Origin of the sequence: Prevotella dentalis DSM 3688, assembly GCF_000242335.1 — a bacterium.
GTDB classification, from domain to species: Bacteria; Bacteroidota; Bacteroidia; order Bacteroidales; family Bacteroidaceae; genus Prevotella; species Prevotella seregens.
Map to the genome: position 1 here is coordinate 1,238,717 of NC_019960.1, position 19,543 is coordinate 1,258,259.

7 protein-coding genes are annotated in these 19,543 nt (G+C 49.4%); all 7 read right to left on the reverse strand.

What is annotated here, in order from left to right; genetic code table 11:
• Nucleotides 1–407 precede the first annotated feature (407 nt).
• Nucleotides 408–5,474, reverse strand: a complete 5,067-nt coding sequence (locus tag PREDE_RS13285) for a DUF4859 domain-containing protein (protein ID WP_015298510.1) — start codon at nucleotides 5,472–5,474, stop codon at nucleotides 408–410.
• A 97-nt stretch (nucleotides 5,475–5,571) separates the two neighbouring features.
• Entirely contained in the window at nucleotides 5,572–7,284 is a 1,713-nt protein-coding gene (locus PREDE_RS05075; RefSeq protein ID WP_235777478.1) for a RagB/SusD family nutrient uptake outer membrane protein, read from the reverse strand.
• A gap of 52 nt (nucleotides 7,285–7,336) precedes the next feature.
• Nucleotides 7,337–10,387 carry a SusC/RagA family TonB-linked outer membrane protein gene (locus PREDE_RS05080; RefSeq protein WP_005844738.1) on the reverse strand — a complete coding sequence of 1,017 codons (3,051 nt, stop codon included), beginning with the start codon at nucleotides 10,385–10,387 and terminating at the stop codon, nucleotides 7,337–7,339.
• 221 nt (nucleotides 10,388–10,608) lie between these two features.
• Nucleotides 10,609–12,360, reverse strand: a complete 1,752-nt coding sequence (locus PREDE_RS05085) for a fasciclin domain-containing protein (RefSeq protein ID WP_005844739.1) — start codon at nucleotides 12,358–12,360, stop codon at nucleotides 10,609–10,611.
• Nucleotides 12,361–12,390: 30 nt separating this feature from the next.
• Nucleotides 12,391–14,478, reverse strand: a complete 2,088-nt coding sequence (locus PREDE_RS05090; protein ID WP_015298511.1) for a fasciclin domain-containing protein — start codon at nucleotides 14,476–14,478, stop codon at nucleotides 12,391–12,393.
• Between the two features lie 12 nt (nucleotides 14,479–14,490).
• Complete coding sequence (locus PREDE_RS05095) at nucleotides 14,491–16,194, reverse strand: RagB/SusD family nutrient uptake outer membrane protein (RefSeq protein ID WP_005844741.1); 1,704 nt, start codon at nucleotides 16,192–16,194, stop codon at nucleotides 14,491–14,493.
• A gap of 16 nt (nucleotides 16,195–16,210) precedes the next feature.
• On the reverse strand, nucleotides 16,211–19,543 hold the full coding sequence (locus PREDE_RS05100; RefSeq protein WP_005844742.1) for a SusC/RagA family TonB-linked outer membrane protein: 3,333 nt from the start codon (nucleotides 19,541–19,543) through the stop codon (nucleotides 16,211–16,213).

A 19,543-nucleotide genomic window follows, 5' to 3' on the forward strand; every position in this document is an offset into this window, starting at 1 on the left:
TCTTTTTATATGACTTCTTTGGATTACATACTCATGTTTAATGGAAATAATTTGAGAAATATGCAATACGATGAGGCTTTTTACCCTAAATGAAATTGGCTTGTTGAAAGGCAAACTTACTATAATAGGAAGCATCCTCATCTTTCGTATAATGCTCCCCCTTGGCAGAAACAGAAATTCTGCTCCCCATTCAACCAGATGTCCCCAAGATTTTTTGGGGAATCTATAAACTAATGTAGCGTATCTTTGCTATAGCGCACTGATTATGCAGATGGCGGCATGGTAGAAGCGATACCAGTTTTGGCATCTTGTTCTTGTTCGATATATATTGAAGAAGCAGTGCGTCTATATATAAAGGACAAATGACGCACAGCTTCTTTATTCCGAATTCGTTGTTCTCAAACAATCTATTTCCTTACGAACTTTTTACCATTCTGTATAACAATTCCTTTGTAACTGTTATCCACTCTCATTCCGGCAATGTTGTATGTGGGGGCATTCTCGTCAAAAACGTCTGTGTTCATGATCTCGATGCCTGTGGGTGTCTTGCCGAGCCATGTGAGTGCAACGTTTGACAGACGTGCATAGTAGCCGTTTTCTGTGCATATGCCGAAAACCAGCTCCCCATCTTTCACCTGACAAGTGACGGAGGCATCAAGCCATTTGAACGTGCCGGCGAGCTCGTCCCACGAAGTCAATTCTGTAATTGCTTGTCTGGTTTCGTCGCCGCCCGACGTTGTCCATACATAGGCCTTGCCTTCTGCACCGGCAGTCATGGGATTTTGATTTGAAACATTGACGTGCATGATGGCTTTGTAAAAGCCGTTCGGCAGCCCGGAGACAGTTCGACGAATCTCTGTATATCCAATGTTTTGCGCATTGAAGCACCAGTAAGGCCCCGACACACGATCGTTGTACCACATGCCGTAGCTTGTCCATCCCGACACATTAAGACGGAGTGCATAGCCCATCGGCGTTGTCATCTGTAAACTGTTGTCCCAGCACAAGCCCTCGGCCATGTCGCTGTTGACCAGTGCGAACGACACGTCTGTGCCCGGTTCTTTCTGAGTTATCGCTGTTCTTTCGGCCACTCTCCTGCCTCTTGCCATGGCATCGGCCTGTTCAAGGGTTATGCCCGATGTATCGGCAGCAGGGTAAAGGGCGGCAAGGGCGTGGCGTGCGAAATCGACGGTAGAACTGTAAGCCCCGGCCATTGCCATAGGCTTGGCGTTGACTTCGATACCTATTTTGTCGTTTATAGCTATTTGTTCAGCGACACAACGTGCGGTGATGTACGCCCCGAACTGGCAGAGATGGGTATTGTCTATTTCCGTACCGGGGTAATACTCGTGGAGGCTGCGCGAGCCCTTGATACCGGCAACGTTCTCATATTGCGAGCTGAGGAGGTTCATGTCGATGAGCGGCACGTCGAGGCTGTCGGCCACCTGACGCATTGCCTCTGCGTAAGCGGTATGGTCGTTGACGATGTTACCGTCGCTGCCGAAAGTGCGACGCACGATAGGTGTCAGCAACACCGGGGTGGCATGCTTGGCTCGTGTCTCGGCAACCATTTTGGCAAGGTTGTGCTTGTAGGTCGTCTGGGGATCGGTGTGCAGTGAGCTACTGGTCTTGGCATCATTATGGCCGAACTGTATCAGCACGTAGTCGCCCGCCGACAGGCTGTTTGTCACACCGAGCCATTTGCCTTTGTCAATAAAGCTCTTGGTGCTGTAGCCGTCGAGGGCCCGGTTGTCGACGACGGTATGGTTGGCATCAAGGAATCTTGAGAAAAGCATGCCCCATCCCCGTTCCGTATTGCTTGACTTGGGTGCCATAGTGGAGTCGCCGCAGGTGAAGACTTTCTTTTTGGAAGAAGTGCCCCATATGACACGCACGCATGATGTTCCTGACATCTTTATAGTTTGTCCCTCGACGCTGGCATAGCCTTCCTTCACCCAGTTGTTACTGCTGTCGTAATGACCTATTTCTGCTGACTTGATAACGTAGGCAGAGGGAATGGTAAATGTGCCGTCGGCTGTGGAAAGGAGAGAAAACTCATGGGAGCTGTGCTCCACGGCAATGGCTTGCGTGTTGTTGGCACCAGGGGTGAAAGTAATGCCCTTGTATCCTGCCTCGGTATTGGTAGAGGTAGCCGCGTAGTTGTAGACATAAAGTCCTGAACCCTGCTTGCGGAGGCAGATGTCCTGGTTGCAGAGGTTGAGCATCTTATTGCGTTGCCGCACAAGGTTGATATGGGCACGCTCCTTGAGCGCGTGGCCGTCGTTGGCATACAGACCGTTGCCGTCTACCGGGCCAAGATTGTAGTAGTCAAAAGCCTTGTCGCCGGCCAGAGCTGCCATCTGGTAGATGGGCGACCACGAGTCCTTGGCATCAATCTCCATAATCATTCGGTAATTCTTGCCGTTGGTTCCAAGTTGCCCGTTGATGTTGCCTTTCACACTGCCTGCATTGGTTCCATAGACATCTATGCCAACGAAATCGATGTTGGATCCTCCGTTATTGCGTTTGTTTTCATTGGCGGAAGTGCGTCCGCTGGTCTCGTAGGAAACGCAGTTGATCCGTGTCCAAGTGACGTATTTGGAGTTCTTTACGGCTGAGCCCACCTGGTGATAGTAGTCGACAATCTCGGCTGCCGTAGCAGAGTTGTTGCCGTGTCCGCGTGCCTCATTGCCGAGCTGTACGCCTACGACAGTGTGCGGATTGTCGTTGTTGGCATCCCAAAGTGCAATATGCTCCATGATGCGACCAAGAACATAAGTCTCACGGCTGCGAAGGTTGGTGTCACGCCAGTCGAGGCTGTACTCCCAAGTATTACGCAACATGTTGAAATCCGACTTGCCGTCGGCGGAGCAAACATAGTCGGGCGTGCGCAGCACCCACTTGCCGTTGGTGCCATTCCAGAGCCACTGCACACGACCTCCACTGCTCCACGAGAACCATAGCATCTCCATCTTCATGCCATATTTTTTGCACCAGCCGAGGTAGCGATCAAGAATGCGCCAGTCGAAATGGTTCTTTTCGGGCTCCACCTCTTTCCAGTATACGGGTACGCTGACCGTGTTGAAACCGTCATCGGCGGCGCGCTTGAAAGCTGCTTCTATCTCTTTCTCTGACCAACCGAGGTAGCCGCGCAGCTTATCGGGGCGCACCTGAATGTTTGTTGGATAGAAAGGTTTGTTGTCTACGCGCAGCGTATATTTCTCAGATGCATTGAGCGACAGATCAACATAGGATACAGTCTGCCAGATAGGGGCAAAGGCGTATTGAGAGTTGTAATAAGCCTCACGGGCCATATTGAGGGCTGCGAGCTGCTCTGTGGCATCGAGAGTGGGGGCTATCTCAAGTTTAGCCAAGAAAGACTCTGCTGTACTAATGGCAACATCAAAGGCAGAATTTCCTGGATAGCTGTCGGCAGCACGCTCGGCCTTGGCATCCTCGACAACAGCTTTGAACGTGTTTACATTCTTGAGCTGTGCCTGATAATCGGCAATGGCTTTATTGATGGCATTGATAACGGCCATGATTTCATCGTTGGGCATGGCGATGGTGGCAGACTCGCCATCGGCAATGGCTTTTGCCATGGCCGTTTTGTCATAGCCTATAGTGATATCGGCCAACATGGCTTTTGCCGTTGTGAGGACATCTTGCAGCCACAAGTATACCGTGGCTTTATAAGAAACTTTTACTATAGCCTGTCTATTGCCATAACAGAAAACAGCGTGGAATGTACAGATGTCTCCTGCAGCGACGTGTTTTTTGCCGCTCTCTGTAACAGGCATTTGGCCAACCCCGATGCGGCCTGCCGGGTCGTAGACAAAATAGATGTAGCCTACGGCCCAACTGGCACTTTTCCCGTCGCTGTTGAGCCAGTAGCCTTTGAAGTCGCCGTCTCCAGCATCGGCAGATGCGGTGTAAAGGGTGCCAGTGGCATCGTAGGTGCTGAGAACGACCTTGCCACTGTTGTCGGCTTTGTAGTTGGTCGTGAAATCCACCGTGCTGAGATCCAAAGCCTTGGCGATGGCATCATTGTCAATGTCGATATATTTGCAGGAGTAGCTGGTGTGTTGCGGCGAGTCATCCAAAACATAGGTGCCGGCTATTGTTTCTGTAACGCCCTTTTTGAAAGATGCCACCGCAGCGGTGATACGTTCTGCTGCCGACTTCCATGCCTCCTCAGCCTCTGCAACGTGGGCATCAACGAGACTTTGCAGATTTGTGCGCGGCTTACCTGTGACAGACACATAGTCACTGCTGCCCAATACCGTCTTTGCGTGCTCCAGTGCCGTCTCGTAACTTGCCTTATATGTGGTGTTGTAAGTCACGCTTACAACAGCTTTCTTACCATTATATTGGAATATGACGCAGAAATTGTAACTTTTGCCTGGCTCGCAGTGTGTCCTGCCTGACTCGGTTGTCGGCATCTGCCCAATGCCTATGCGTGCAGCTGGGTTGTAGACAAAGAAGAATATTCCGGCAGACCATCCAGAATGCTTGCCGTCGCTGTCGAGCCAATAGCCCTTGTAGTTGCCCTCGCCTGCATCATTTGCGGCGGTATAGATGGAGCCAGAAGTGCCGTATGTACTCATCTTTACCTTGCCGCTGTTGTCAGCCTTATAGTTGTTGACAAAGTCTGTCGTGCTGAGCCCAAGAGCTTTGGCGATGGCATGGTTGTCTATATTGTAATATGTGCATACGTAGTTGTTGTGCAGTGGCGAATCTTGGAAAAAGTACGTACCGACCGTAATGGCAGAGGACTTAAATGTCGTTAGGGCCGTTATAATGTCCATCATTGCAGCCTTCCAACCTTCTTCTGTTTGGTCGACGGTGGCGTTGACAAGGCCCTCAAGGTTGGTTCGCAGCATACCTGTAACGGCGGCATATTCATTGTTGGCGAGGGCCGCTTTTGCCTCAGCCACGGCATTTTCATAGGCTTTCTGATAGGTAATCTTATAAGTCACGTCCAAGGTTACGGTCACAGGGTCACCACTGGCGGGAATGTATTCCACAACGAGTTTGAAAGCAAAAGACTGCCCATAGGTAATCCCGGCCGTTGGTCTCTGCCCAATACCGACGGAGAAATTGGAATAATTGATGACATGGTAGAATATTCCTGTTGACGCACTGAGAGAATGCCCATTGGCATCGTGCCAGTCACCGGCATTGCCGCCAGCCCCGGCATGTTTACTGTTAGGTGCCACTTTCGTGCCGTCCTCCTTTACTGAATACACGGTAACGGATGATCCTCCGTTGGTGACCAGCGTTTGTTCTGTCAGTCCCAAGTTCTTGGCTATCTGGGCCTTGTCCAACTGGAAATATGTGGCAGTCCAATCGCCGTTACCGCTCAGGTCGTCAATGAACATGTAATTTGACGTGCCAGCCCATACTGTAGACCATGCACCCAAAAATATCAGTATAAGCCCGAAGACAATAATAGGCTTTGATTTTTTTTTCATGGAGATTTAATTTTTAGAATAACGTGAGTTTTACAAATGGCAGGTATCTGGTATACAACTTTATTTTATTGTTCCATGCATAAAACTTTCGGAGCAACTAATATCCTATTTTCCCATTCCAATGAAGGAAGAGGTTGCTGGGTTGCAGGAGGTCTCTGCTGATGCTGCTTGTTCCTTGTCCGTCGCGTGCCTTGATGCGGTTGACCAGATAGCCGAGATCACTGCGCCGGAGAGCCACACGGAGCAGCGTATAGTAACGCGTTCCCTCAAAAGCTCCCTCAAGCGCATCCTCATCTACAATCATATCCTCCACCTTGTTGATTTGCCATTGCTTCAAGGCCTCTCCCGAAAGAGTCTCATCAAACGGCATTTGGTAGTTTTTATCGTAACAGGCCCATCCTGCTCCGCGTGAATGAATGCCAATGGTATTGTAGTTGGCATCCATATCGTTCTTGTCGAAGACGATATAGCCAGAGTTGGAAGTACTTGGGAAGTCAAACTGCCGGACAAAGGTACTGTCAGCCTCCGAAGTACAGTGGGATAGCACCTCATCGTTTATGACCTGATTGTTGACTCCTCTTGCCAATATCTGATAGGCGAAATGGGGATAGCCGGCACGGTTGAGAGCTTCTGCCATACGCAGGTAGACCATTGTGCGGCGGTAGATATGGACATTCCGAGTCGTGAACTTCCAAATATATTGATAGTCATTGTTCTCGCCGTTGCGTCCATTGCTGTAGTGGGACCACACCGCTTGCAGACGCAGGTCACCCGACATATTGTTGTCGAGCTTAGTCGGTGCATAGAGAGTGGTGTGATCCTTGTCGGTGCTAATCACATTGTTGCTCTGCGCCTCAGACAGAGTCTGCAGGGCTGCGGATGGTGTCAGGCTGACCTTTCCGTTATTGGCCGATGTGCTGTTAAAGATATTCCGCAATTGCGAGTAGTTGCCTTGTAAAATCAGGGAGTCTCCCGGGATCATCGTAATCAGATCGCGGTCGCTTGTCCATGTCTCATTAGCAAAGGAACCAGCATAGTTGCCACGTGAGATGACCATGTTCCAATTGCTGTTGTTCCAATGCACATATTGTGCCTTGACAGGATAATAGGAATTGCCTCCATTCGCTGTGGCAATATAGCGATAGTAGGCCAAGGCAGCCTCCTTGTAGTTGCCAGCCCACAGATTAAGTTCGCCCAAAAGCAGATTGATGGGGAAATAGAGAAAGCGGGAGTCCACGGAGCCTATTGTACCGAGCCCTGGACGTTCTACATTTGCCAAAGGCTGTAGGTCGCTTATAAAATAATCACAGACTGTCTTGATGTCTGCCATAGGATAGTTCTTTTCTGCCTCATCCTTGGTCAAGACCGGAACGGTTACGAAAGGTATACGGCCGTAGTTAAGTGCCAGCTGCAGATAAGTCCAAGCACGAATAGCCTTTACGGCAGCATATTCACGCATGAAAATACTGTTGCCACGACTGTCTTTTAACGAAGTGTCGGCCTTGGCAATATAAAAGTTGCAATTGTTGATAACAGCATGGTAGTCCCGAGGATTGTTGTAGGCATTGTCGTCGCTTACAGAAAAGGTAGCCAATTGACGTAAGTCGGACGAGGCTGCATCAGTAACGGTGACCAAGTCGCCACGAACCTCACCTAAGAGAACAGTCCGGTCACCCAATGTCTGCAACTTCTGCAAGATGCCAGTGAGCGAATAGATGCTGTCTCCGGGCTCGTTGATGTGCTTATGATTCGTAAATGCCACATGGTCGGAATCCAACTCGAAGAAGTCACTGCATGATGTTGTCGCCAAGGCGATTATGACGAGATATAGGATTTTTTTTGCTTTCATACGAAATAAACATTTAGAGATTAACTTTCACGCCGGCAACAACCGACCGACTTTGGCCGAGCAGTCCCAAGTCTACACCCTGCCCAATGACAGCAGAGGTGGTGGAGAACTCGGGGTCGGAACCCAGATACTTGGAAAATGTCAGAAGATTGTTGCCTTGAATCCAGAATTGTAATCCTTGGATGAAAGTGCTGTTCAATGGCAGTTGATAGCTCAGCGTCACTGTCTTCAGCCTCAGATAGGAGCCGTCTTCGATCCATCTGTCGCTGAACCGGCTATTCCCCATCGGGTCTTGGAAAGTAGCCTTAGGCACATCTGTCTTTTGGCCTTCCACCCGCCATCGGGTGAGCATATTGGTAGTCTGATTAAGAAAGCGGCTTCCACTTTCCAACTGTGAACGCTGATAGTTGTAAACATCGTTGCCCACGACATAATTAAAACGTATGTCCAATTTGAAATGCCTGTATGCCAATGATATAAAGAGATTGCCGAAGAAATCGGGATTGGGGTCACCAATGACAGTGCGGTCGCAGTCATCAATCTGATGGTCGTTGTTCCGGTCCACGAACACCATGTCGCCCGCACCAAAGTAATTTTTGGTCTGGCCGTTGCTACCCAGCACATAGTTGCCAGCGGCCTTAGCCTCTTCGGTCGTAGCAAACACACCATTGGTTTGGAAGCCGTAGAACAGATTGGCAGCCTTGCCCACTTGGGAGCGGATATTAGCACCATAATAAGTGTGGTCAAGGAAATTCCTGCCATCTGGCAATTCAGTGATCTTGTTTTTATAATGTCCCACCGATGCTCCTATCTGCCATTTCCAGTTCTTTACATCCAGCAACCTGACCATGGCCGTAATGTCGAAACCAGTGTTCTCGAGTTTCCCGCCATTGGACCAGTTGTTGTACACACCGGACAGATAGCCTAAGTTTTGCAAGGCAAGCAAGTTGCTGGTGAAACTTTTATAGAACCGGAAGCCAAGGGCCAGCCGATTGTCCAGCAGACGGATGTCGAAACCGGCATTCAGGCGGGCCGTGGTCTCCCACTTCATCTCTGTATTGCCGATACCCTCAATGGACAGTCCAGAGACTGCATCAAGATAGAGTTTGGAAGTCATGTAACTGTGTGCCGCATAGAAATCAATGTCATCGTTGCCGCTAATGTCGTATCCTGCTGACAGCTTCAGATAATTGATCCAAGGAACACGGTGTGCCCATGGTTCATGAGAAACCACCCAAGAACCTTGTATAGAGGGAAAGAGCCCCCATGCCACTCCTGCCATATGCAGCCCGCCCTTTGCCTGAGTGCCGAAGCGGGAGCTACTCTCACCCGTAAGACTGGCTTGAAGATAGTAACGCCCCAGATAGTTGTAGGAAGCACGACTGTACCATGCTACGCTCTTCCAGTTGTCATGGTTTCCGAAAGAACTGGCATTGAGCAGACTTGTGCCCATGAAAGGAGTCTTGTCAGAGCCAGTGTTATAGCCTATTTGATTATTGAGCTTGTAGCTTTCCCAATTGATGCGCACGCCGCCAAAGAGTTCAAGGGCATGGACATTCCACCGTTGCGACCAATTGATGCGTGTGTCCGACATGACAGAGTTTTGTTTGGAAAATAGCGACCGCACCTCATTTTCGCGGAAAGCATTGACACTTGCCACGAAATAGTCGGGCACGCCGTTCACAGGAATGTAATATTTCTCATTGGTGTTGACCAAGTTATAGCTGAAGTGCTCGCTGACGGAAAGGTTGGGCAGAATCTCCCATGTCGGCGTGACGGTAAGATTGAGCATAGAGTTCTCAAAACGGTTCTTATTCTCTGCTTCACCATATTCATTCAAGGTCCACGGATTGGCTAACTTCCAATTGTAAGAGGGATAGTCGGCCAAAGCCTCGGTTAGGTATGACTCATCTGTTATGTCCAACTTGGAATCTGACAATTGCCCGGCACCATAAGAATAGGGGCTGAGAAACGGAGCCTTTGCGTAGGCAAGGAAAGCTGGCGAGGTGGGCGTGCCATCAGTGTAGCCTACTGCAGCCCCGTCATCACGAATGTCACGTGTGATATTGGTGAAAGAGACATCGAAGCGTGTTTTCAGCTTCGGCAAAATGTTAATGTCTGTGTTGAAGCGCACATTGATGCGGCTCATGTCGTTGTAGCACAAAGTACTTTGTGCATGTGTATAACCTACCGAGAAGTTATAAGTGGCAATATTGTCACCGCCCTGTACGTTGATTCCATAGTTTTGTGTCATGGCAGTGTGGTAGACTCGCTCTTTCCAGTCGGTCTCGTTGTGGTACTGCTTATAATAATAGTAGTTGGGATCTTCATTGAGAAAACGGAAGTCTGTGGCCTTGCTGCTTGTAGTGCCGAGCAGGTCAGAGGAGTAAGTGCGATACTGCGAGGCATTCATCATGTCCAAGAAGCGCGGCTGAAATGTGACACCGCCTGACATGGAGGCGGTGATGCGTGTAGCCATTGACGTGCTGCGCTTTGTAGTGATCACAATCACCCCATTGGCTCCTTTTGCGCCATAGAGCGCTGTACCGTTGCGCACAATCTCCACTTTCTCAATATCGGCAGGATTAACGGCAGAGAGAATGTCGTTGTAGAAGCCACTGTGCAATAGGGGGCGGCCATATTGTTGGTCAAAGATGACTCCGTCCACAACCACGAGTGGCTGGGCGTTGACATTCAGAGAATTTAACCCTTGAATAAACACGTTGGCACCAATGCCCGGCATACCGCTACGCTCCGTGGTAAAAGCAAGTGCACCCAGTTGCTTCTGGACTTCTTCCTTAATATTAGTGGCATTGGAATATTCAAAGTCACTGATGTCGTATCCTTCGTTCTGGTCAATATGCTTGCTGTATAATGGTGTGAAGTCGGCAGAGTGTATCAGGATATTCCTTTGTCGCTCGCCCTTGCCCAATCCCTGAGCTACGGGGTTGTAGGTTGGGAGCGTAGTGTAGATGGCAGAGACGAACGTGGGTACATTCAGCACGTAGATGCCTTCTTCATTTGTAAGCGTACTGTAGCCGTCAACCCCTTGTGCAGACACCATAGCACCAGCAACCGGTCTGCCAGTGGATGCATCAAGAACACGACCTTGGATTTGACGTGTAGCATATTTTTTCTGCATGAAAGGCGTGTGAGCTGTTGTGGAAGCCCTCTCTGAACTCCGAGCCACAACAGTGGAGGAAACTGCCATTGCCAAGCAGAGCAACGTACCGGCAGTGGGCAGCGGGCGTACGTGTATATTATTGAAAAGTGATTTCATCCTTGTCATTTGTTAAATGATTGTTTAGCTCCATTATCCGATGTGTCTTCATGAGGAATGACGATGATACGGTCTATGCGCAGAATACGGTTATAGATTCCATTGTTTACCTGTCGGGTGGTCGGTGTGGTATTGAACACCAGTTCCACCTTGGCCGCCTGCCCTATGGCATAAGTCGTGTAAGGCACCTTGATGTTGGAAGCAATCTTGAAAGTGTCTATTTTGTCTTTTGTCGTCTCCCAAGTAACGGCCGACAGATTGTGATTGCCGTCCAGCGTAATCCAATCTCGCTGCAGCGAGGGCAAGATGCCGTCGGCAGACTGGTGCCTAAGGAAGACTCTGAATTTTGTGGGAAGTCGTGCCATGTCGGAAGCGTTCTCGTCACCGGCAATAGCGGGGGTAGTCACCACATAAATGTCGTATCCCACATTCGAGAGCAAGTTGGGTAGGCTAAAATAGGCTGTGATGTTCGTACGCGATACAGGGGATAGTTCCACATAAGCATTGTTGCCCACTTTGCCGTAGAAAGCATTGCTTGTAGCCACACGATAGGTAGTGGCAGGATAGGTTGTAGAACTCTGGTCTACAGAGTCAAGACGTGCGCTGTTTTCACCTTCTGCTGTAATTTTTCTAAGAAAGGTTTGTTGGGGCGAGATGTGCCACTCTTTGGCTTTCATCACCTGCCCATTGGAACACTGCACGTTTGTAGTGCCGTTGAACACGCCACTTTCTTCCAAGGGGTGGCTGTACTGATAATATTTGTCGTCGTATGATCCCCAGAGGAACTTTCTCATCCTATAGCTTACAGCCTCTGTGGACAAGGCTGAATCTTGAATGACAGCATCGGTGTTTCGCGTGCGGCTGAAGACCGTGCCCCGAATGAGAGCCAGACGGGCCTGAAGCCAAGTCAGCGAGTCGCGCCTGCCACCTACCGACTCGTCGTATTGGAAATAGCGTTCGTATTGTGGTACCAGCTGTTGCCATACTTCGTTGGTCGGCACTACCATCCAATAGGAAGAGTCCTCTGAGTTGACAGGTGCCAGATAATTTTCCAGCAATTCGTTGCGCAGTGTAATGACAGAATCCAGATACTGCGTCTTGCCATTCACAATATCTCCAGGAACACTCTTTGAAGCATCAAAGCGATACCTGTTGAAAGCGTAGACGAAGTTCGCCAAAGAGTCTATTTCCTTGTCCTTGCCCAAATACTCGAAGATGTTTGGAAAGTATTGCGCCAGGCCGTCTACCGTGTACAACACTCCATTGGAACAAGCTACATTGCTTGTCAACAGTTGCTTTCCTGCGAAAGCAGAGGAGGTGAACGTCTGATACTTGCCGTTCATCATCATCAAAGAGTCATTGGTAACCGACGAGGCAGAACGGCTATAGAGCATGATGTAATTCTGAATGAACTCCTTGATGGCACTGTTCTCGTTGTCTCGCTTGCCGGCAGCCTTTTCCATTTGATATGCAGTAATCAGGCTTTGTGCTTGCTCGATGGAAAGTACATTGTTGACCGGTGCAAAGACACTGAACGTCTGAGAGCCATTCAAGGCTCTGTCATAGCCCACGGCCTTGACCACACTGGCAAAATTGGACAACTCGGGGTGGCTCTCAATGGTGGTCCACAAATTTCTTTCACCCGTTAAGGCCGATGGTTGGTAGTGGTTGTCCCACTCATCAGAGCATGAGGTGATAGCCATAGCTGCTACGGAAAGCACCAAGCAGATCTTTCTATAATGGATGATACGCTTCATATCCGTGATTGTTATCTAATGGTATTATTTTTAAAGTGGTGATTCCATTTTGCCTGCCATCACGTCATAGACACTCTTGGGCACAAGCTCCAAATAGTCGAGCATGAACTCGGTGCCTTGGCTGGAAGTGCTGCGGATACGCAGGTAATGGTCTGTCTTAGGATTAATGTGTACCGTGCAAAGCACCTTGCGGAATGTATATTTCGAGTTGACGAACTCACTATTGTTCTGATGAATGGCACCGTAAGGGCCACGATAATACCCTAGGTTTTTCAATATTTTCTGATCGGCAGCTTTATCATCGTCGGACATGCCAACCCAGTTGCTAGTCCATTTTGTACCCAAGATGTCCTGTAGGTTCTTGGTCATATCAATGGGAATGCCCTGTGGCTTGCCGTCAAAATAGATTTGTGCGATACCGCGCGTTTCAATAAAGGCCGCTCCCAGCCTGATTTGATAATCACCCTCAAAAGGTACAGGAGGAAGACGGAAAGTGATGTCGTAGCCGTCACCGATCAGGTTCATCTCGTCACCCTCGTAGCAGTCGAAGTTCCAATGAGGACGCCGATAGACGAAGAAACCACCTTGAATATTGACATTGTCGAGGAATCCTTGGGGAAAATAGTAGTTCTTACCATTGGCAAAGGTGTAATCCCTGCTGCCATCATCCTTTGTCGGGTCACCGTTGAGACGGATGTTCATGGTCATCAGCTCGGGAAAGATGGTTGACATGTCCATACGGATATTGTCGTTGAATACAATGTTTTGAGTATCATAGTCAAAGGCTATCACCTTATTAATATAAAAGTAACGGCCATTAGGCCCATCCTGCACATAATTGCTCTCGATGGTAGGACTGATGTAGGCACCATGCACCCGGATATTGTCGTCCAGTTTCACCCGGCGGTTGATATATCGGTCGTACTGTGTGTCTCCATCCAGATCACCATAGACCGTGGCTTGTTCTATCTTCATCATGGTGCGTGGCAGCAATGTTTCATACCAATCGCACGGGTTCATCAGGTTTTTCTTAATCATGATGGCCGTGGTGTTGTAGGGTGACGGGAAGCCGCTTAGCTCTCGTGGGGTCAACAGGTTCCAGCCAATGCAGTCGCGATTGAGAATGTGGTAAGCGACGAACATGTTCAAGGCATTCCAGCGATGGCTGTAATTCTCCTTATTGTTATCTTTGTTGGCTTGCTTAAAATCTTCATCGTTGCCGTAGGTCGGCTCATAGAGTTTCAGGGCAAGTTTGTAGAGGGCGCTCAGTACACTCTTGGCAGAAGTGGTATCAACGTCAATTCCATTTTCCGTTAAGGTACGGAGATAAACGTCATTGGGTTCAATGAAGGCTGTAAAGCCATATCTCTTTTCGTCAGGTGCTACAGCCACCTCGGGGTGGTTGTGCGACGAATATTCCTGATATCCGTAGAGTGCCCCGTCATAACTGTCATCTCGCACTTTGTACAGCGTATCGATGAGCCCTGTTGCCTGCAAAGCCTGATAGAACATGGAGACACGCTGGTTTGTCCTCAAAATATCACCGAGAGAGGAATTGGTCATTTCCAGCACCTTGTTGACAGGCTGTACAATGCCGTTTACTACCGAGTCGTCCTGCTCGGCATAGATAATATAGGCCGATCGATTGAGGAACACTACCGAATTGCTTGCAGAATCCAGTCCATGCGTAATCTGGATATAGCGGTTGTTCATGTTGGCGGTGTTAAGCGTGCCGTCGTTCATGCTGTTGGTGGTGTATATGTTGCCTACCAAATGGGTACGTGCCAGTGTGTCGCACTCGTTTTTGGAGAGTTTCTCTATGCTGCCTATTCCTTTCTCTTTGAGATAGGTCTTTACGGCTTCGTTGTCGGGAAGGAAACAGGTATAGTGGCCATAGGACGAAAGCAGATCGTTCAGTCCTGCTTGTTTGACGATATAAGCAAAATGACTGTACTGCGGACGGCTATTGATGTAATCGCTCATTGTCTCGCCTGTGAACGTGTAGTAGTGCTCCGCTGCCGGATCGTCGGAGCAGCCTTGAGCCAGAAGAACCGCCACGGCACAAACCATAGTGACAAACGCCGACTTTAACAGGTTGCTAAAACGAAGATATTTCATAAAAGACATTTTTTAGTTACGTTGGATATTGCTTGACTCACCGCTGCCAAATGCCGCATTCTGCTTCAGGTTTTTGTTGACCTTCAGTTCATCGACATTGTAGGGCCAATAGATATAGTCCGTTCTTGAGAACTTATTGGAGGATCCAGAACCTCCTGATGAAAATTTCAAGGCAATGCGCTGCTTAATGTAATCTGTATTGCCATCTCTTCTGGTTCGTCTGACGAGATCGAAATAGCGCTTGCCCTCAAACATCAATTCACGCTGCCGCTCTGCCAACACCAAGTCTTCCATCTGCTCTTTCGATTTGTAGGCCACGACCGAGAGCGTGTCGCTAAGCTCGTTGTCGGACTGCATGACGGAGCGCTTGTTTACCGCATTCACCAGTGCAAAAGCTCCCTTCAATCGGTCTTCGTCCTCTGCCGTCAGTTCAGTTTCGTTACCGGTCAGTGCAACCAAGGCCTCAGCCTTCATCATCATCACGTCGGTGAGACGATAGACAATCCAATTGCTCTTTACCCTGCCATTGGTGAATCGGTTGAATGAAGCCAGCTTCAACGTAGCCTTATTCACCAGACCATCGGAATAGGTGTACTTCCAGATACTGTTGTTATAGACATTCTCGTAGTACCGGGCATCTTTTTCATAGTAGACCTGGGAGGACGACAGCTTGTTGGACGTTGTCTCGTTGACGGGATCCGAGGGGCCGCTGTATCCCTTTCCGCTGGTGGATGGTCCGTATAAATAGTTCACGGCACCATTACCAAGCATGGATTCATCGGCCATATAGACCAACTCAAAGATACTCTCGGAACTGTTTCCGCTGCCGAAGATACTGTTGTAGGCATTGCCAAAATTGCCATTGCTTGACACATAGTCGCTGATGAGTGGGAAGCCATTGAAGCGTGAGAGATCGTTGACACCAATATTGTTTTCCTCATACTGTGACTTTTTGTCGGCAATGACCTTGTCTGCATATTCTATACACTTCTGGTAATCTTGCTTCCACAAGTACATGTCGCAAAGCATGGCATAAATGGCATCGCGCGTGATGCGTCCTTGCTGATAGAGCCTCTTCGACGCGGAAGAGGCTGCCCACACGGTCACGGCATCGTCCTTTATGCGCTCGAGATCGATTATAATGCTGTCCAGCACGCTGTCGAAGCTCGATGCCGGCAAATTCATTGTCTGATTGTCATCATAATACGGCGTAGTGGTATAGGGCACATCGCGAAACGTACGAATAAGATAGAAATAGCACAGGGCACGGAGGGCCGAGCATTCTGCAATGTCGGCACGAAGTTCGCTTTGCTTGAACGCCGGATCCTTGGCAGCCACAGCTGGGGCTTGGTCAATAATGGTATTGGCCTGATTGATTACATAGTAGAAACGATCCCACGTGGTGTAGGCATTGGAAGCTGTAATGCTCTCCGTCAGTATGTTCTGCAGGTTGGCATTGCTGGCAGTATTTTCGTTGGCTGCAATGTTGTCGCTGCGGTATTCGCCCCAAACCATCATTCTCTCCATGACATTCTGCGACTGCATGATGGTATAAAGGCCAGAGATCATGTTGTCGACATCTGCCTTTTCGTTCCAGAACTCATCTTTCGTAATGACATTCTGTGGTTTTATCTCCAGCCAGTCGCTGCATGACGAAAACACGACAACAGCCAGTGGAAGTGCCAACAGGTGTCTATATATGCGGTTTGTTTTCATTGATGATAAGTGTTTTTTAGAAGTCAACAGTTATTCCGAGTGTAAAAGAGCGTGAGCGTGGTGTCTTGGAGTTGTCCACTGCCGGCCCATATCCGCTCTGGCTCACATCAGGATCCACACCTCTGTATTTTGTAAGGAAGAACGGGTTGTTGGCACTGAGATAGAAAGCTATGTGGTTCACCCCCATCCACTTCAGGCTTTTTTGTTGCAGCGAGTAGGACAGCTGGATGTAGCTGCAGCGCAGGTAGGTGCCGTCTTCCACGAATCGGTCGCTGATGAGGGTGTTGTAATTGGACGTACTGCCATACATGGCGCGTGGTATGTTGGTCACGTCGCCCTCTTTGCGCCACCGGTAGTTGACGGCCTGGCTCTGATTGTCGTTGCCGGTCATGGCTTCAGCATTCAGCCGGGCAAGATTCACTATCTTGTTGCCTACCCGGTAAGCAAACTGAGAGTTCAGCCTCCATTGTCCATAGGAAAAAGTGAGTCCGAAACCACCGGTAAGTTTTGGCAATGAGGAACCGAGATACACAATGTCCAAAGCATCAATATTTCCGTCATGGTTGACATCTTCATAGATAGCGTCGCCCCCTGTAAACGCATAGTTCTTGCCCGTACCGTCATTGGTATAGTTGAAACGCATCTGCAAAGGATTGCCCTTGTCGTCCAGAACCACCTGTCCCTCCTCGTTCAACGACACGGGGGCCGTCTTGCCCGAAGCCAGGAACTGTTTTTGCTCCTCGGGGGTCAAGTTCTTGAAAGTGTTGTATTTGTACTGGTACACGCCCTTGTAACGGAAACCATAGATGGCTCCAAAGGGATTGTATAGTTGTACGCGCTGCAAAACCTCGCCATTGACATAGTTGAATGTGGAGTTCAACGAGTTCAGCACGTAATCATCCATTTCCAGAATTTCGTTGTGGTTGTTGCCGAAGTTGACATTAAGGTCTGCAGTAAACCGGCCTGACTGAACGAGCTTGTTGGTACTTGCATGAAACTCCCATCCCGTGTTGCGCATCTTGCCGCCATTCTTATAGGGTATGGTGGTAAAGCCGGTGTTGGAGGGAATGCGATAGTTGCTCAGCAACATATCCGTGGTCGTCGAGTGGTACATTTCAAAGGTGATGTTGAACTTATCGAACAGACTCAAGTCGATACCCAGATTATAACTGTTGTTGATTTGCCACTGGAGATTCGTAAGGCGGATATTGGAAACCAGCATGGACGGCATGTCGATATATCTGTTTCCTGTGACATATTTGCTGATATAGAGGTAGTCTTGATTAGGTTGGGTGCCCACGCGTCCCCACGATGGACGGAGAGAAAGCATCTGCAATCCTGCATGTTCACGGAACCATTTCATAAAAGGCTCGTCGCCGACGTTCCAGCGCAAGGATACCGCGGGGAACAGCCCCCACCTGTTGCCGGGACCAAACTTTGTGGTGCCGTCTGCACGTAGAGAGAAGTCGAACATGTAACGACTCTTGTACGCATAGTGGGTGGAATAGGTAAAATACAGCGAGCGCCATTCGGAATAATACGAGCTTAGCCCTGTGTTGATTCCTCCGGCATCCGGACTTTTCACACCTGAGTCTGGCAGCCCCTTGGCTCCGCTCGACTGTCCGCTGGCCGAACCGGAATTAAGCTCGAACCGCCCCATCATCGACCATGAGTGATCCCTGTTGGTGAAGTGCGGAATGAATGTCAGTGTCTGTTTCGTGTTGAAAGACACACTCTTCGAGCTGGCAGAAGATGCTGTGTTTACACCGTCCTGCCATACAAAGGTACGCAATTCGGAAGGATAGAAAGAGTCGTCGTATTGATTGAAGACACCCATGTAGACACTTCCACGCCAGTTCAGCTGTGTGTGTCCCTCGTCCATTCCCAGCAGACGATAATTAAGGACAAGTTCAGACGCGAGGTCGTAAGTACGGCGTTCTTTTTTGGCAAGATTGGCACTTGCCACTGGGTTGACGTAGGTTTTCTGATTGCCGTCAAAGTAGCTACTTGCCGTTTGCAGCATTTCATAGTAACGGTTGGTATCTTCGCCTGTTGCCGGATTTTGCATGTAGATGCCCATGTTCGGCATCTTCTTCATGGCGATGGCCAGAAGGTTGTCGCTGGAAAGATGGTTCTGCGTGTAGGTAAGGGCAAAGTTGGAAGAGACGCGGATGCGCTCGCTGACATAGTAGTCGAGGGCTACGCGGGTTGAGAACCTGTTGAGCTTTTGCTTGATGATTGTACCAGTCTCATGGTCGAAACCGCCACCGACACGGAAAGCGGCTTTCTCACCGCCGCCCGACACGGCAAGATAGTGGTTTTGGCGGAGTCCCCACTGGGTGACGGCTTTCCGCCAGTCGGTATTGTTGTTGTACTGCTCATATTCCGAGAAAGTCGGGTCGTAATTGATTTCCTTGATGGACTGAGAGATGACATCGCTCTGCGAAGGATTGAAATAGCTTTCCTTCAGCAGCATCGTGTAATCGTCTCCATTGAGCAGTGCATAGCCCTGGGGCTGGTGAGTGCCTGTGAGCTTGAGCGAATAGGAAACACGGGGCTTGCCCGTCTTGCCTCGTTTGGTGGTAATCTCTATCACACCGTTGCCGCCTTGCGAACCATAAACCGCCGTGGCGGCTGCATCCTTGAGCACATTGATGGCTGCAATGTCTTCCGGGTTAATATTGAGCAATTCTGCAAATTTTTCTTCATTGGCGCCAGCCAAGTCAAAGCTTGACAAATCAACTGACCGTACATTGCCGTCGACTACGATGAGAGGGTCTGAGTATGTCAGTGTAGACAGCGAAGAAGAACCACGCAAACGCAACGTGGAACCCGCGCCAAGGTCGCCCGAATTACCGATAACATCCAAGCCGGCAATCTGTCCTTGCAAGGCCTCGTCAATGGTAGTCACGCCGAGTCCCTCCAAGTTCTTCATGTCGAAAGACTGTTTGGCATACGACACCTCACGTTCCGGGATGGCCAGGTTGTTGCCTTGGGTGACGCGGCGGGCCGTGACCGTCACGACGTTCAATTGGGTGGCCGAGGCCAGTGTAATGTTGTACGTTGTTTTGTCAATAGCCAGCAACTGTGTCTTCATACCTACGTAAGTGAAGCGAATCTTGTTTTTCTCGTTCTTTACGGGCATGGAGAAGTTGCCGTTCAGGTCAGTCACGGTAGAGTTGTAGATACGTCCGGTACCATCCACCTCACAAACTGTTGCACCGATGAGGGCACCCATGTCGTCGGAAACCGTTCCGTGAACCAATGTGATTTGGGCCCTGACGGCAAGGCCGAGCATCAAGGCCGGAAGCAGGACACGCAGCCTGCAAGGTATATTGTGGATAAGCAT

Bases quoted from the DNA above. Each gene is read 5' to 3' on its own strand.
- PREDE_RS05090 (WP_015298511.1), bottom strand. From the start codon at position 14,478: ATGAAATATCTTCGTTTTAGCAACCTGTTAAAGTCGGCGTTTGTCACT.
- PREDE_RS05080 (WP_005844738.1), bottom strand. From the start codon at position 10,387: ATGGTGTCTGCACAAGGGGTTGACGGCTACAGTACGCTTACAAATGAA.
- PREDE_RS05095 (WP_005844741.1), bottom strand. From the start codon at position 16,194: ATGAAAACAAACCGCATATATAGACACCTGTTGGCACTTCCACTGGCT.
- PREDE_RS13285 (WP_015298510.1), bottom strand. From the start codon at position 5,474: ATGAAAAAAAAATCAAAGCCTATTATTGTCTTCGGGCTTATACTGATA.
- PREDE_RS05100 (WP_005844742.1), bottom strand. From the start codon at position 19,543: ATGCTTATCCACAATATACCTTGCAGGCTGCGTGTCCTGCTTCCGGCC.
- PREDE_RS05085 (WP_005844739.1), bottom strand. From the start codon at position 12,360: ATGAAGCGTATCATCCATTATAGAAAGATCTGCTTGGTGCTTTCCGTA.